The 13,578-nt window shown below is 58.5% G+C and carries 13 protein-coding genes; 12 read left to right on the plus strand and 1 reads right to left on the minus strand.

What is annotated here, in order from left to right:
* Positions 1-116 precede the first annotated feature (116 nt).
* From Z945_RS20960 to lpxB, 7 genes are all read left to right on the plus strand, one after another.
* Positions 117-242 carry a hypothetical protein gene (locus Z945_RS20960; RefSeq protein ID WP_277618918.1) on the plus strand — a complete coding sequence of 42 codons (126 nt, stop codon included), beginning with the start codon at positions 117-119 and terminating at the stop codon, positions 240-242.
* Positions 243-383: 141 nt separating this feature from the next.
* Positions 384-2,741: an outer membrane protein assembly factor BamA gene (gene bamA, locus Z945_RS0114620; protein WP_479665252.1), complete on the plus strand. Its 2,358-nt coding sequence runs from the start codon at positions 384-386 to the stop codon at positions 2,739-2,741.
* Positions 2,742-2,790: 49 nt separating this feature from the next.
* Complete coding sequence (locus tag Z945_RS0114625) at positions 2,791-3,327, plus strand: OmpH/Skp family outer membrane protein (protein ID WP_241434513.1); 537 nt, start codon at positions 2,791-2,793, stop codon at positions 3,325-3,327.
* Positions 3,328-3,413: 86 nt separating this feature from the next.
* The gene (gene fabZ / locus Z945_RS0114630) at positions 3,414-3,875 is read left to right on the plus strand and encodes a 3-hydroxyacyl-ACP dehydratase FabZ (RefSeq protein ID WP_025052848.1); all 462 of its coding nucleotides are present in this window, start codon (positions 3,414-3,416) and stop codon (positions 3,873-3,875) included.
* Positions 3,872-4,654 (plus strand): acyl-ACP--UDP-N-acetylglucosamine O-acyltransferase, encoded by a 783-nt coding sequence (gene lpxA / locus Z945_RS0114635; RefSeq protein WP_025052849.1) that lies wholly within the window; start codon positions 3,872-3,874, stop codon positions 4,652-4,654. Before fabZ ends, lpxA begins: the two co-directional genes overlap by 4 nt.
* A complete protein-coding gene (locus tag Z945_RS0114640; protein WP_025052850.1) occupies positions 4,651-5,451 on the plus strand; it encodes an LpxI family protein in 801 nt (266 codons plus the stop codon). The genes lpxA and Z945_RS0114640 overlap by 4 nt, the downstream gene beginning before the upstream one ends.
* Positions 5,448-6,602 (plus strand): lipid-A-disaccharide synthase, encoded by a 1,155-nt coding sequence (gene lpxB, locus Z945_RS0114645; protein ID WP_025052851.1) that lies wholly within the window; start codon positions 5,448-5,450, stop codon positions 6,600-6,602. Before Z945_RS0114640 ends, lpxB begins: the two co-directional genes overlap by 4 nt.
* A gap of 87 nt (positions 6,603-6,689) precedes the next feature.
* Here the strand turns inward: lpxB and mnmA are convergent, their stop codons facing one another.
* Entirely contained in the window at positions 6,690-7,832 is a 1,143-nt protein-coding gene (gene mnmA, locus Z945_RS0114650; RefSeq protein ID WP_025052852.1) for a tRNA 2-thiouridine(34) synthase MnmA, read from the minus strand.
* 126 nt (positions 7,833-7,958) lie between these two features.
* On the opposite strand from mnmA, the gene sciP reads away from it, so the two are divergent.
* The 5 genes from sciP (at position 7,959) to Z945_RS20965 (ending at position 13,569) form a co-directional block, all read left to right on the plus strand.
* Positions 7,959-8,237, plus strand: coding sequence for a CtrA inhibitor SciP (gene sciP / locus Z945_RS0114655; protein WP_025052853.1), 279 nt, complete (start codon positions 7,959-7,961; stop codon positions 8,235-8,237).
* Between the two features lie 97 nt (positions 8,238-8,334).
* Positions 8,335-9,042, plus strand: coding sequence for a response regulator transcription factor CtrA (gene ctrA, locus Z945_RS0114660; protein WP_025052854.1), 708 nt, complete (start codon positions 8,335-8,337; stop codon positions 9,040-9,042).
* A gap of 85 nt (positions 9,043-9,127) precedes the next feature.
* Positions 9,128-11,257: an NAD-dependent DNA ligase LigA gene (ligA, locus tag Z945_RS0114665; protein ID WP_025052855.1), complete on the plus strand. Its 2,130-nt coding sequence runs from the start codon at positions 9,128-9,130 to the stop codon at positions 11,255-11,257.
* Positions 11,254-13,344, plus strand: coding sequence for an ATP-dependent DNA helicase RecG (gene recG / locus Z945_RS0114670; protein ID WP_025052856.1), 2,091 nt, complete (start codon positions 11,254-11,256; stop codon positions 13,342-13,344). Before ligA ends, recG begins: the two co-directional genes overlap by 4 nt.
* Before the next feature lie 96 nt (positions 13,345-13,440).
* The gene (locus tag Z945_RS20965; RefSeq protein WP_277618919.1) at positions 13,441-13,569 is read left to right on the plus strand and encodes a hypothetical protein; all 129 of its coding nucleotides are present in this window, start codon (positions 13,441-13,443) and stop codon (positions 13,567-13,569) included.
* The last annotated feature ends 9 nt before the right edge of the window (positions 13,570-13,578 follow it).

Consider the following 13,578-nt stretch of genomic DNA (forward strand, 5'->3'; position numbering starts at 1 on the left):
CCGACGAAAAAGGGGGCAATCGCAGTATATTTGCGATTGCCCCAATGCTGACACATTTGGTCAAAATCACGCCTTAATCCTTTGTTAGGTAGTCCTAACCGCAAAAGGAATGTGACATGCAGACGATTCAATCCAGCTACCGGGGCCTGAGCCTGTTGATGGATCTTAACTGGGACCGCGTGCTGTATGTCGGTGTCATTGCTCTTGCTCTAGGGGCCGGGGCCTTTATCGGCTCGCTCTGAGCCGTCCTTTACCACATCATCCTGTTTCAAACCTGAAATGCGCTGCAGAATGTAGTGCATTTTTGCGCGTCCGGGTTTTGACAATCAGGCACAATGTGCGTAGTCAGAAGCCCAATGAGGTCTAAAGAGTGGGTTCCAACCATGAGACTGACGACACGGGGCGGTGTGCCTTTTGAGCGGGCAGAAAAAGCAAGATTTGGTGTGGCGCTGCGCGGTGCATCACTTTGTGTAATGTTATCGGTAGCTTGGTTGGTGCCTTCGGCACCGATGCAGGCCCAGCAATACCAGTTCAATTCGGTTCAGATCAGCGGGAATGAACGCATCGGCGATGCGGCGATCCTGCGACAGGCTGGAATCAGACGTGGCCAACCCGTCAGTGGCGGTGAGCTGAACAGCGCATATCAGAATTTGCAGAACTCCGGTTTGTTCGAATCCGTCGCGATCGAACCGCGTGGCGGCACCTTGGTGATCGACGTTGTCGAGTTTCCCACGCTGAACCGCGTACGGTTCGAGGGCAATCAGCGGATCAAGGACGATGCCTTGGCAACGCTAGTCAGCTCGACCGAGCGGCGCGTGTTCAACCCCGCGCAGGCCGAAGCGGATGCTGCCGCCATTGCGGAAGCCTATAATAACGAAGGTCGCGTGGCAGCACGCGTCCAGCCCAAGATCATCAAGCGGAGCCAGAACCGTGTCGATCTGGTGTTTGAAATCTTTGAGGGCGACAACGTCGAGATCGAGCGTCTGAGCTTTGTCGGCAACCGTACCTATTCGGACCGCCGGTTGCGCCGGGTGCTTGGCACCAAACAGGCGGGCCTTTTCCGCCGTCTGGTGCGCCGTGATACTTTTGTCGAAGGGCAGGTCGAGGCCGATAAACAGCTATTGCGCGACTTCTACCTTTCGCGTGGCTATGTCGACATGCGCACCACCGCCGTCAACGGCGAGCTGACGCAAGAGCGCGACGGCTTTTTCGTGTCCTACAACATCACCGAAGGGCAACAGTTCAAATTCGGTGACGTTTCTGTCGTGTCCGAAATACCGAATGTGGATGCTGGCGTTTATCGCAACATCGTCAAAGTGCGCCCCGGCGTGGTCTATTCCCCGACGGTCATCGAAAATGATGTGGCCCGGATGGAACGCCAGGCCATCCGCGATGGCGTTGACTTCCTGCGGGTCGAGCCGCAGATCACGCGCAATGAGCGTACCCTGACGCTTGATGTTTCCTACGTTCTCAGCCGGGGCCCGAGGGTCTTTGTCGAGCGCATCGACATTGAGGGTAACACGACCACATTGGACCGTGTGATCCGCCGCCAGTTTGACAGCGTGGAGGGCGATCCCTTCAACCCGCGCGAAATCCGGCAGGCAGCGGAGCGCATTCGCGCCCTGAACTATTTCGAAACAGCCGAAGTGAACGCCCGCGAAGGCAGCAGCGGTGAGCAGGTGGTTGTTGATGTGGACGTGGTGGAGAAACCCACAGGTGCGCTGAACTTTGGTGGCTCATTCTCGAACAACGACGGGTTCGGCCTTGCGATCAGCTTTGCCGAAGAGAACTTTCTGGGGCGCGGTCAGCGCTTGTCTTTAGCCGTGTCGACCGCCGCGGATGCGAACCGCTATGGATTGAACTTTCTTGAGCCGTCTTTCCTGGGGCGGGATGTGGCCCTTGGGATCAACCTTGACTATGCGGAAACGAATTCGTCATTTTCCAGCTATGATACCAACCGGCTGCTGTTTCAGCCCTCACTGTCCTTTCCTGTGAGCGAAAACGGCCGCTTGCAGCTGCGTTATACCGCTGAGGAGATCGAGGTACTGGAGCGCGAAGAGCCTGAAAATGGTCTGACCGTTGCCGACGATATCGCGGCTGGTGCGCAGTGGTCTTCGTCGCTCGGATATGAATTCACCTATGACACGAGGCGCAGCGGGCTTGATCCGACATCCGGCGTTCTTTTGCAGTTCAGTCAGGATTTCGCCGGTCTGGGTGGCGACAGCAAGTTCATCAAGACAACGGCACGTGTTACCGGAGAAAAGCGTATCCTGAACGAGGAAGTCACCTTGCGTGCCACTCTCGAAGGCGGGGCATTGGCTTGGCAGGAGGGCAACAACCGCGTCGTGGACCGCTTTATCCTTGGTCCATCCATTATTCGCGGGTTTGAACCGGGTGGCATCGGGCCGCGCGATCTGAGCAACGGACAAAACGATCCTCTGGGCGGCAACCTGTTTGTCGCAGCCCGTTTCGAAGCGGAATTTCCGCTAGGGTTGCCTGAGGAATACGGGATTTCCGGCGGTCTGTTCTATGATGTCGGCAACCTGTGGGATCTTGATGACGTGAACTTCAACGGAGGCGAGATTGTGGGCGAGGGCGGGTCTTTCCGTCATGTTGTCGGCGTTTCGCTGTTCTGGACAACGCCTTTGGGCCCCTTGCAGTTCAACGTATCCAAAGCACTGCAGAGCGAAGACTTTGACGAAGAGCAATCGTTCGAGGTCACGCTGCGGACCCAGTTCTGATCCGGTGCTGAGCCGGAGTTTCTGGACAGTTCTGTGCATGGCGGCCTCCTTGGCCGCCACCAGCGCACAGGCCCAGCAGGTGACGCCGCAAAACCAGTCTTTGGGCCTTGGCAGCCTTGTCAGCCCGATCCTGACGATCGATTCAGAACGTCTGTTTCTGGAAAGCAGTTTCGGTCAGAGGGTGGCAAAAGAGGTGGAGGCGAAAGGCGCTGAACTCGCGGCCGAGAACCGTCAGATCGAGGCAGACCTTGAGGCCGAAGAACGCGCGTTGACCGATGTCCGTGCAACGATGGTTGCAGAAGAGTTTCGTGTGCTTGCCAATGACTTCGACGAGAAAGTCCAGCGTATCCGATCTGCTCAGGCCGCTAAGGGGCGTGCGCTGAATGAGCTGCTGGACCAGGAACGCGAAGTTTTTCTGAATGCCGCAGCCCCTGTGCTGGAACGTCTTATGCGCGACGCGGATGCGGCGGTCATTCTTGAGCGCCGATCCGTCTTTCTTAGCGACACCGGGATCGAGATCACCGACGACGCGATCGCGCTTCTGAACGAAACACTGGGCAGCGGCGCACCCCCTGCAAAGCCCTGAAACGCTTGCGGTCGCTTGCCCCCGGTGGGGCGAATTGATAGCCCTGAACTGCCCGCATGGGGCACCGTCACTACAAAGGACACGTCATGAGCCAAGACCTTCAACGCGCCGACATCCAGATGATCCAGCGTATTCTGCCGCACCGCTATCCGTTTCTTCTGGTGGACAAGGTCGAGGAAATTGACGGGACAGCCTCTGCAGTCGGTTACAAGAACGTCACCATGAACGAGCCACATTTTCAGGGACATTTCCCGGGCACACCGATCATGCCCGGTGTCACGATTGTCGAAGCAATGGCCCAGACCGCAGGCGTGATGGTTGGCGTGGCGCTTGAGCAGATGGACAAGGACATGCTGATCTATTTCATGTCCATCGACAACTGCAAGTTCCGCCGCAAGGTGGTGCCCGGTGATGTGCTGCGCATGGATCTGAAAACCCTGCGCGGCAAAGCGGGCGGCAAAATCTGGAAATTTTCGGGCGTTGCTACGGTAGAGGGCGAAATGGCGGCCGAAGCGGAGTTTATGGCGATGCTGGACCTGCCGAAATGAGCAACATTCACCCCTCAGCCGTGATCGAAGAGGGTGCTCAGATCGACGCTTCGGTGCGCATCGGGCCGTTTTGCCTTGTCGGGTCAGAAGTCGTTCTCAAGGCCGGAGTCGAGTTGAAATCCCACGCGGTTGTCAAAGGCCGGACGGAGGTCGGGGAGGACACCGTGATCTTCTCTTTCGCTGTGATCGGGGAAATCCCCCAGGACCTTAAATTCAAGGGCGAGGCGAGCCGCTTGGTGATCGGCAAACGCAACCGGATCCGCGAGCATGTCACGATGAACTGCGGCACCGAGGGCGGGGGAGGCCTCACCCAGATCGGTGATGACGGGTTATTCATGGCGGGCTGCCATATTGCCCATGATGCCATTCTGGGTGACCGCGTGATTGTGGTGAATTCCGCCGCCGTGGCGGGTCACTGCATTATCGAGGATGACGTGATCATCGGCGGGCTTGCAGGCATTCATCAGTTTGTGCGCATCGGGCAGGGGGCCATCATCGGTGCTGTGACGATGGTGACGAATGATGTCATTCCCTACGGTCTGGTCCAGGCGCCCCGCGGTGACCTAGACGGGCTCAACCTTGTCGGTCTGAAACGCCGCGGTGTGGCGCGAACGGATATCACGGCCCTGCGCGCGGCGTTCCAGATGTTGGCACAGGGCGAAGGCACCTTTCACGACCGCGCCCGCCGCTTGGGCGACGAGACCGAAAGCGCTTATGTGCGCCAGATCGTCGAATTTGTTATGGCTGATACGGGCCGCCATTTTCTGACGCCGAAATGACGCTGGCGCTGGTGGCGGGACGCGGGCGCCTGCCCGTTGAAGTGGCTGCAGCGCAGGCGTCGCCGCCGCTGATTTGCGCTTACGAGAATGTGCCTCCAGAGGGGCTTGAGGTCGACCTGACTTTCCGCCTCGAAACCCTTGGCACCTTGCTGGTGGCGCTTGGCGAACGTGGTGTGACACAGGTGTGTTTTTGTGGGGCCATTGACCGCCCCGAGCTTGATCCCGCCAAGCTGGATGCAGAGACACTGCCGCTTGTGCCTTTGTTCCAGCAGGCTTTGGCCGCAGGGGACAACGGTGCCTTGCAGATCTTGAAGGAAATATTCGAGCAAACCGGTTTTGAGGTCCTAGGCGCTGACAGCTTACTGCCTGATCTTGTTGCCGAGCAGGGCGTCTTGTCCGAAGCCTGGCCGGATGCACAGATGCGACGTGACGCAGCCCGTGGGGAGGCCGTGCTGGCGGGATTGGCACCTTTAGATATCGGACAGGCCTGTGTCATAGGTGCTGAACAGGTTTTGGGGGTCGAGACCGCTGCCGGCACGGACCATCTGCTGGGAACCTTGCCAGAGACCGTGAGAGGAATGCGGGCCATTCTATGCAAAGGCCCCAAGTTCGGACAGATCAGAGAGATTGACCTGCCGACGATAGGTCCGGCCACGATAGAGGCTGCGCACCGCGCAGGGCTTGCAGGTGTTGTCGTAGATGCAGGGGATGTGATTGTGCTGGAGGCGGACCGCTGTGCAGCGTTGGCCGATGCGTTCGGGTTGGTCCTGTGGTCCCGTTCCGGGGGGACGGAATGAAGGTGTTTATTCTGGCGGGTGAGCCTTCGGGCGACCGCTTGGGTGGCGCGCTGATGGCCGGGTTGAAGAGCCTGCGCGCGGATGTCGCGTTTGAAGGGATCGGCGGCCCCGCAATGGGAGCAGAAGGCTTGGTCAGCCGGTTTGATATGTCGGAACTCAGCGTGATGGGGTTGGCTGAAATCTTGCCGAAGTACCGATCATTGATGCGGCGGATCAATGAGACCGCAGAGGCCGTCGTGCAGATGCAGCCCGATGTTCTGATCACAATAGACAGCCCCGACTTTTCCTTGCGTGTGGCGCGCAAAGTGAAGGAACGCAGCGATATCCGCTGCGTCCATTATGTCGCCCCGACAGTCTGGGCCTGGCGGCCGGGAAGGGCCGAAAAGATGGCGCGTTCCATCGATCAGGTGTTGGCGCTATTTCCTTTCGAGCCGCCCTATATGGAAGCGGTTGGCATGCGCTGCGATTTTGTCGGGCATCCGGTGGTATCCGAGCCGGTGGCGACGCAAGCGGAGGCTTCGCATTTTCGCGCGCGCCACGCACTCGGCGAAGCGCCGCTTCTTCTCGTGTTGCCGGGATCGCGCCAAAGTGAGGTGTCGCGTTTGGGGCCGGTGTTCCAGCAGGTCGTGGCGCGGTTGCAAATCGAACGACCGGAGATGCGCGTGGTTATCCCCGCTGCTGCCCCTGTTGTCGGTGCTGTGCGTCGGTTGACCCAGAATTGGGTCCCTGCGCCCGTGATCCTCGATCCGTTGGACCGTGATCTGGCGGATCCGGCATCTGAGAAACGCGCGGCCTTTGCCGCCGCTGATGTCGCTTTGGCAACGTCCGGAACCGTATCGTTGGAACTCGCGGCCTCCGCCACGCCGATGGTCATTGCCTATGACATGAATTGGCTGAGCCGGCAGGTGATCGGGCGCATGGTCAAGGTCGACACGATGACGCTGGTCAATCTAGTATCCGAAACCCGCGCTGTGCCTGAGTTTATCGGGGCCAACTGCCGCCCCGGTCCCATTGCGCAGGGGGTGTTGAAGGTGTTCGACAATCCGGAGTCTCAGCAGTCGGCAATGGCCGTCACGATGGAGCGGCTGGGCCGGAATGGAGAGGCCCCGGGGCTGCGCGCGGCAAAGGCTGTTCTGGACGGTATGCAATAACCTGGCGTTTTGCGCGTGGTTTGATGCCTTGGGGCTCTGCCCCAAACCCCGCGGGATATAAGGCCAAAAAGAGAAAGGGAGGGTGGTTCAGCCTTTGTGAATCCATCCTCCGCCAAAGATGCGACTGCTATCGGGATCATAGAAGACGCAGGCCTGTCCGGGCGAGACACCTTCTTCTGCATTCAGGAGTTCCACCTCGGCAGTGGTGTCGCTGAGCGGTCGCAAAATGGCATCGCGGGGCGCGTGGGTGGAGCGGACTTTGACGGCGATGGGCCATTCGGACCGCGACATCATAGGTTGATCGCCAAGCCAATTGATTTCTTTGAGGGGAACGTTGCGCGTGGCGAGCATGGATTTGGGGCCCACAACGACCTCTTTGCGATCGGCATCGAGCTTGATTACGTAAAGCGGATCAGCGAGGCCGCCGATACCAAGGCCGCGGCGCTGACCGATCGTATAGTGGATGATGCCGTTGTGCTGCGCCAGCACGTTGCCTTCGGTGTCGACGATCTCGCCGGGATCGGCGGCTTCGGGGCGCAGTTTGCGGATCACGGCCGCGTAGTCGCCGTTGGGCACAAAGCAGATATCCTGGCTGTCGGGTTTCATCGCCACGCTCAGCCCGTATTTCGCGGCCAGCGCGCGGGTATCATCCTTTGAAGGCAAGTGACCCAGCGGGAAGCGCAGGAAATCCAGTTGTTCAGCCGTGGTGGAGAACAGGAAGTAGCTTTGGTCGCGGCTGGCGTCCGCGGCGGCGTGCAGTTCCGCGCCTTCGGCACCGACTTTTCGTTGGATGTAGTGGCCCGTGGCCATACAATCAGCCTCCAGATCGCGGGCAGTGGCCAGCAGGTCTTTGAACTTGACCCGTTCGTTGCAGCGGATGCAGGGCACAGGTGTCGCACCGCCCAGATAGCTGTCGGCAAACTCGTCAATCACCGCGTCTTGGAATATGTTTTCGTAGTCGAGGACATAGTGGGGAAAGCCCATATCTTCGGCGACGCGGCGGGCGTCGTGAATATCGATCCCGGCGCAGCAGGCCCCTTTTTTGGCCAGCGCAGCCCCGTGGTCATAGAGCTGCAGCGTCACCCCCACCACGTCATAGCCTTCTTCGGCCAACATCGCCGCGACAACGGAACTGTCGACGCCACCCGACATTGCCACCACCACACGCGTGTCGGCAGGCGCTTTGGCAAAGCCAAGCGAATTCAGCGGTGGGGTCTGATCAAGGGGCATTGGCGCTCCGCTACATGGTTTAGAATGGAATATAGGAAAATGCTAACTACTCACAAGGGGCCGCTTCATCCAGCGTTAAGGGCAATGCCAGATGGTGCTGCTGGTATAAAAAGTTGGATGGTGCTGATGTATCTCAAGAAAGTGGATGGGCCACGTTCCGTAACGCTGGCAGACGGCAGCGTCATGAGCCAGGCGGATCTGCCCCCGCCGCAGACCCGGCGGTGGGTGGCATCACGCAAGGCGGCTGTGGTGCGGGGGGTCGTCTATGGTCTGATCAGCCAGGCGGAGGCACTGCAACGCTACCAGATCAGCGAAGACGAATTTCTTGAGTGGGTCCGCGCGGTTACCGAACATGGTGAAGCTGCTTTGAAGGCGACGGCCTTGCAAAAGTATAGACAACCTTAAGTTGTCTGTATAGTTTATCCGACGACGGTAACGGGTGGTTAACCTTTCTTGGTCACGATCCAATCCAAAGGCGAAGATGTCCAATCGGAGAAATCGAATGCGTGTACTGCTTGTCGAAGACGACCCTACAACGTCCCGCAGCATTGAGTTGATGCTGACCCATGCCAATTTGAACGTCTATGCGACAGACTTGGGTGAAGAAGGGGTCGATCTGGCAAAGCTGTATGATTATGATCTGATCTTGCTGGACCTCGATCTGCCGGACATGAATGGCCATGAGGTTTTGCGGCAATTGCGGCTTAGCCGCATCGAAACGCCGATCCTGATCCTGTCAGGCGCAGATGATACCGAAAGCAAAATCAAGGGTTTCGGTTTTGGCGCTGATGATTATCTGACAAAACCCTTCCATCGCGAAGAACTGGTCGCGCGCATCCACGCAATCATCCGCCGCTCCAAAGGCCATTCGCAATCTGTTATCGAAACCGGACAGATCGCCGTAAACCTTGATGCTAAAACGGTAGCTGTGGACAACCAGACGGTGCATCTGACGGGCAAGGAATATCAGATGCTCGAACTCCTCAGTCTGCGCAAAGGGACGACGTTGACCAAGGAGATGTTCCTGAACCACCTTTATGGTGGCATGGACGAGCCCGAGCTGAAGATTATTGATGTCTTCATCTGCAAGTTGCGCAAAAAACTGAGTACTGCAACCGGCGGTGAAAACTACATCGAGACGGTTTGGGGCCGGGGGTATGTACTGCGTGATCCCGAGCCTGCAACCATGACCATGGCTGCCTCGGCTTGAGGCGAAGACGCATGAATATGCCCTAGACCCGATCTGCCCAGCGACCTATCTGTTGTGCCAAAGCTGGAAAAGGTGTTGTGGCGGGATGGACAAGGGAACCTCGGATAAGACAGTCGACACACTGACACAAGATGAAGCCGCATCAGAGCTGATGCGGCTTTCGGCTGTGTTGCAAGCCGCCAACCTTGCATACCACACCGATGACGATCCTGAAATCGATGATGCAACTTATGACCGCCTCAAGCGGCGCAATATCGAGATCGAAGCGCGGTTTCCCGATCTTATGCGTGAGGACAGTCCCTCGAAAATGGTGGGTGCCGCGCCTGCGGAAGGGTTTTCCAAGGTCACCCATGCGGTGGCAATGCTTTCGCTGTCCAATGCATTTGATCAAGAGGACGTGTCGGAATTTGATCAGCGGATCCGCAAGTACCTCGGATTTGATGCAAATACCCCGCTTGCCTATACGGCCGAACCCAAGATTGACGGATTGTCCCTGTCCCTTCGGTATGAGGAAGGGCGGCTTGTTCAGGCCGCAACGCGAGGCGACGGGGCCGTGGGCGAAAATGTTACGGCAAACGCGCTGACGATTGACGATGTTCCGACGCAGATCACAGGTGCCCCCGAAGTGCTGGAGGTGCGCGGCGAAGTTTACATGAGCCATGCAGATTTCGAGGCCTTGAACGCCCGCCAGACTGCGGCTGGTGCCAAACCTTTTGCCAATCCGCGTAACGCCGCCGCAGGATCATTGCGTCAACTTGACAGCAAAATCACCAAATCCCGTCCTTTGAAATTCTTCGCTTATGCTTGGGGTGCGCTTTCCGAGCCTTTGGCGGACACGCAAATGGCCGCAATCGACCGTCTGAAGGAATTGGGGTTCAGCACCAATCCACTGACTGAACTCTGCGATGGTCCAAATGATTTGCTCTCTCATTACGCAAAAATCGAAGAGCGGCGCGCAACGCTAGGATATGACATCGACGGCGTGGTTTATAAGGTAAACGACCTTGCCCTGCAGAACCGTCTCGGCTTTCGCTCAACCACACCCCGCTGGGCGATTGCCCATAAATTCGCCGCGGAACTGGCATGGACATGGTTGGAGGGGATCGACATTCAGGTGGGCCGGACGGGGGCTTTATCGCCAGTCGCGCGATTGAAACCTGTGACGGTCGGCGGCGTTGTGGTGTCCAACGCCACCCTGCACAACGAGGATTACATTAAAGGGTTCGACAGCAAAGGGGGCCAAATCAGGCAAGGCAAGGACATTCGCGTTGGCGACTTTGTTCAGGTGTACCGCGCCGGGGATGTGATCCCGAAAGTCGCGGATGTGGATCTGAGCAGGCGTCCAAGCGATTCGCAGGAGTTTGTCTTTCCCGACACCTGCCCGGAATGTGGCAGCGATGCATTGCGCGAGCCTGGTGACGCGGTGCGCCGGTGCACGGGCGGGCTAATTTGTCCCGCGCAAGCTGTCGAAAAGTTGAAGCATTTTGTCGCGCGTGGTGCCTTTGACATAGACGGTCTGGGGGCCAAGCAAGTTGAGCAGTTTTATGCGGACGGCTGGATCGCAGAACCCGCCGATATTTTCACCCTCCGTGACCGTTTCGGCAGCGGCATGCAACAATTGAAGAACCGCGAGGGCTGGGGTGATAAATCCGCAACTAAGCTCTTTGACGCCATTGATGATAAACGCCGTATCCCATTGGATCGATTGCTCTTTGCCTTGGGGATACGGCATGTCGGCGATGCGGCGTCCAGCCTGATTGCATTGCACTACGGCACCTGGGATGCGCTGATCAAAGCCATGGACGATGCGGTAGACCAGACGGGTGCTGCCTGGGATGATCTGATTGGCGTAGACGGCGTGGGTGCCGTGATGGCCGGATCGCTGATCAGCGCCTTCGCGCAACCGCGCGAGCGGGCTTCGATCACCCGCTTGGTCGACGCGCTGGAGGTCCAGCCGGTCAAACGCGCCGATACATCCGGCAGCCCGGTTGCAGGTAAAACCGTCGTCTTCACCGGCACGTTGGAAAAGATGACCCGCGCCGAGGCCAAGGCGCGCGCAGAACGCATGGGCGCCAAAGTCGCAGGGTCGGTCAGCGCCAAAACCGATATTCTCGTGGCGGGGCCGGGTGCGGGATCCAAAGCCAAGAAAGCCGCTGCCCTTGGTGTCGACATCCTGGACGAAGACGGGTGGCTGGACATGATTGCGGGCGCATGAGCCAGCGTCCCGAAGCGCTTTTCCCGCTGTTCGCCGGGCTTGAAACACTGGAGGGTGTGGGGCCGAAAACGGCGCAACACCTGATGCAGCTTGGCGTGCAGGCGCCGCGCGACTTGCTTTTTACCCTGCCATATTCCGGTATCGACCGAAGTCTGCGCGACAGTCTGCAAGATGCGGTTCTCCCTGCGACGCTCACTGTGGCGGTCACAGTCGGGCAGCACCGACCGGCGCGCACGAAAACCGGTGCCTACCGGATACATGTCGAAGATGCGCAGACGTCGTTCCAACTGGTCTATTTTCGCGCCGGCGGCGATTACCTTGCGCGCCAGATACCTGAAGGCTCACGGCGGATCGTTTCAGGGCGGGTCGAATTGTTTGACGGGGTTGCGCAAATGGTGCACCCGGATTTTGCCTTGCCCGAAACCGATGCAAGCTCGATCCCCGCTTTTGAGCCTGTTTATCCTCTGACCAGTGGCATCACGCAAAAGCTGATGTACAAGGCCACGCGCGGCGCTTTGCGATTGCTGCCGCAGATCGGTGAATGGATTGATCCGATACAAAAAAACCAGGCCGAATGGCCCGATTTCGACGCAGCGGTCGCAGCGGCGCATGACCCGCAAAACCCCGGCGATCTGGCCGCATCCGCGCCTGCGCGTGAGCGGATGGCTTATGACGAGCTGTTTGCCCATCAGATCACTCTGGCGCTTGCGCGGCTCAGCGATCGCCGCAAGAAAGGCCGGGTGAGCCGCGGGGACGGAACGTTGCGGGCACGGGTTCTGGCGGCCTTGCCCTACACGCCGACCCGGGCCCAAATCCGTGCGATTGATGAGATCACACAAGATATCGCGACCGATCAGCGGATGAACCGACTGCTACAAGGCGATGTGGGGGCCGGTAAGACACTTGTGGCCTTCATGGCCTTGCTTGCCGTTGTCGAAGCCGGCGGCCAGGGCGTCCTGATGGCCCCGACAGAAATTCTGGCCCGCCAGCACCTTCAGGGGTTGCAACCACTGGCCGAGGAGGCAGGCGTCGTTCTGGAAATCCTGACGGGCCGCGACAAAGGCAGCGAAAGGGTGGCCAAACTGGCTGCTCTTGCACGCGGCGATATCAAAGTGCTGGTCGGCACCCACGCGGTCTTTCAGGCTGACGTGCAATTCGCCGATCTACGTCTAGCCGTGGTGGATGAACAGCACCGCTTTGGCGTGCGCCAGCGGCTGGAACTAGGGCAAAAAGGCGAACGTGCGGATGTGCTGGTTATGACCGCTACGCCGATCCCACGGTCACTGGCGCTGGCGCAATATGGGGACATGGATGTATCGATTCTGGATGAAAAGCCCCCCGGTCGCCAGCCGATCAAGACCGCGTTGATCAGTACGGAGAAACTGGACCAGGTGGTCGATCGGCTTCGGGCGGCGGTCGCCGAGGGGCGGCAATGCTACTGGGTCTGTCCGCTGGTAGACGAGAGCGAGGTATCGGACCTGATCGCCGCTGAAGAACGCTTCAAACGTCTGCGCGCTGCTTTAGGCGAAGGCGTGGTGGGGTTGGTGCACGGTCAGATGCCGCCCGCCGAAAAGGACGCGGCGATGCGGGCGTTCCAGAATGGCGACACTCAGGTTTTGGTTGCCACCACGGTGATCGAGGTTGGCGTCGACGTGCCGAACGCGACGATCATGGTGATTGAACGGGCGGAATCTTTTGGTCTCGCTCAATTGCATCAGTTGCGCGGAAGGGTCGGGCGCGGGGAGGGGGCATCGACCTGCTTGTTGATGTACAAACCGCCATTGGGCGAAACCGGCAAACGGCGCCTCGAGGTTTTACGCGAGACGGAAGATGGTTTTGTCATCGCGGAAACTGACTTGCAGATGCGCGGCACAGGCGATCTGATCGGCACGGCACAATCGGGTGTGCCACGTTTTCGGGTGGCGGATCTGGAGCGGCAGTCCGATTTGATGGCCATAGCGCAATCTGATGCCCGGAAATTGCTAAACGATGACCCCGAGCTGAAAAGCGCGCGAGGTGAGGCTTGCCGGATGCTGCTGTGGCTGATGCGACAGGACGAAGCGATCCGATTGATATCAGTAGGTTAGTCGATAAATCCCACTTTGTTCACGAATGTTCCTAAAAAGTTCTTTACAGATGTTCTGAAAAATGAGAACAAAGAGGTAACAAAGACGGAGGTTCAGATGACAACGCTCAAGACACTCAAATCCATCGCGACACGCTCTCAAGAGACGTTGTTGCAGGACAGTATCGGTGCGGCAGCGCTGGTCGTGATCTTGGTTGTCGGTTTGTACCTGCCTGCTTTTGTTTGATTTCTGCCT

The sequence above is a fragment of the Sulfitobacter noctilucae genome, assembly GCF_000622365.1.
GTDB classification, from domain to species: domain Bacteria; phylum Pseudomonadota; class Alphaproteobacteria; order Rhodobacterales; family Rhodobacteraceae; genus Sulfitobacter; species Sulfitobacter noctilucae.

Excerpts from the sequence above, each read along its gene's own strand:
- Z945_RS20960 (WP_277618918.1), top strand. The coding sequence starts at position 117 with ATGCAGACGATTCAATCCAGCTACCGGGGCCTGAGCCTGTTGATGGAT.
- bamA (WP_479665252.1), top strand. The coding sequence starts at position 384 with ATGAGACTGACGACACGGGGCGGTGTGCCTTTTGAGCGGGCAGAAAAA.
- fabZ (WP_025052848.1), top strand. The coding sequence starts at position 3,414 with ATGAGCCAAGACCTTCAACGCGCCGACATCCAGATGATCCAGCGTATT.
- lpxA (WP_025052849.1), top strand. The coding sequence starts at position 3,872 with ATGAGCAACATTCACCCCTCAGCCGTGATCGAAGAGGGTGCTCAGATC.
- Z945_RS0114640 (WP_025052850.1), top strand. The coding sequence starts at position 4,651 with ATGACGCTGGCGCTGGTGGCGGGACGCGGGCGCCTGCCCGTTGAAGTG.
- lpxB (WP_025052851.1), top strand. The coding sequence starts at position 5,448 with ATGAAGGTGTTTATTCTGGCGGGTGAGCCTTCGGGCGACCGCTTGGGT.
- mnmA (WP_025052852.1), bottom strand. The coding sequence starts at position 7,832 with ATGCCCCTTGATCAGACCCCACCGCTGAATTCGCTTGGCTTTGCCAAA.
- sciP (WP_025052853.1), top strand. The coding sequence starts at position 7,959 with ATGTATCTCAAGAAAGTGGATGGGCCACGTTCCGTAACGCTGGCAGAC.
- ctrA (WP_025052854.1), top strand. The coding sequence starts at position 8,335 with ATGCGTGTACTGCTTGTCGAAGACGACCCTACAACGTCCCGCAGCATT.
- ligA (WP_025052855.1), top strand. The coding sequence starts at position 9,128 with ATGGACAAGGGAACCTCGGATAAGACAGTCGACACACTGACACAAGAT.
- recG (WP_025052856.1), top strand. The coding sequence starts at position 11,254 with ATGAGCCAGCGTCCCGAAGCGCTTTTCCCGCTGTTCGCCGGGCTTGAA.
- Z945_RS20965 (WP_277618919.1), top strand. The coding sequence starts at position 13,441 with ATGACAACGCTCAAGACACTCAAATCCATCGCGACACGCTCTCAAGAG.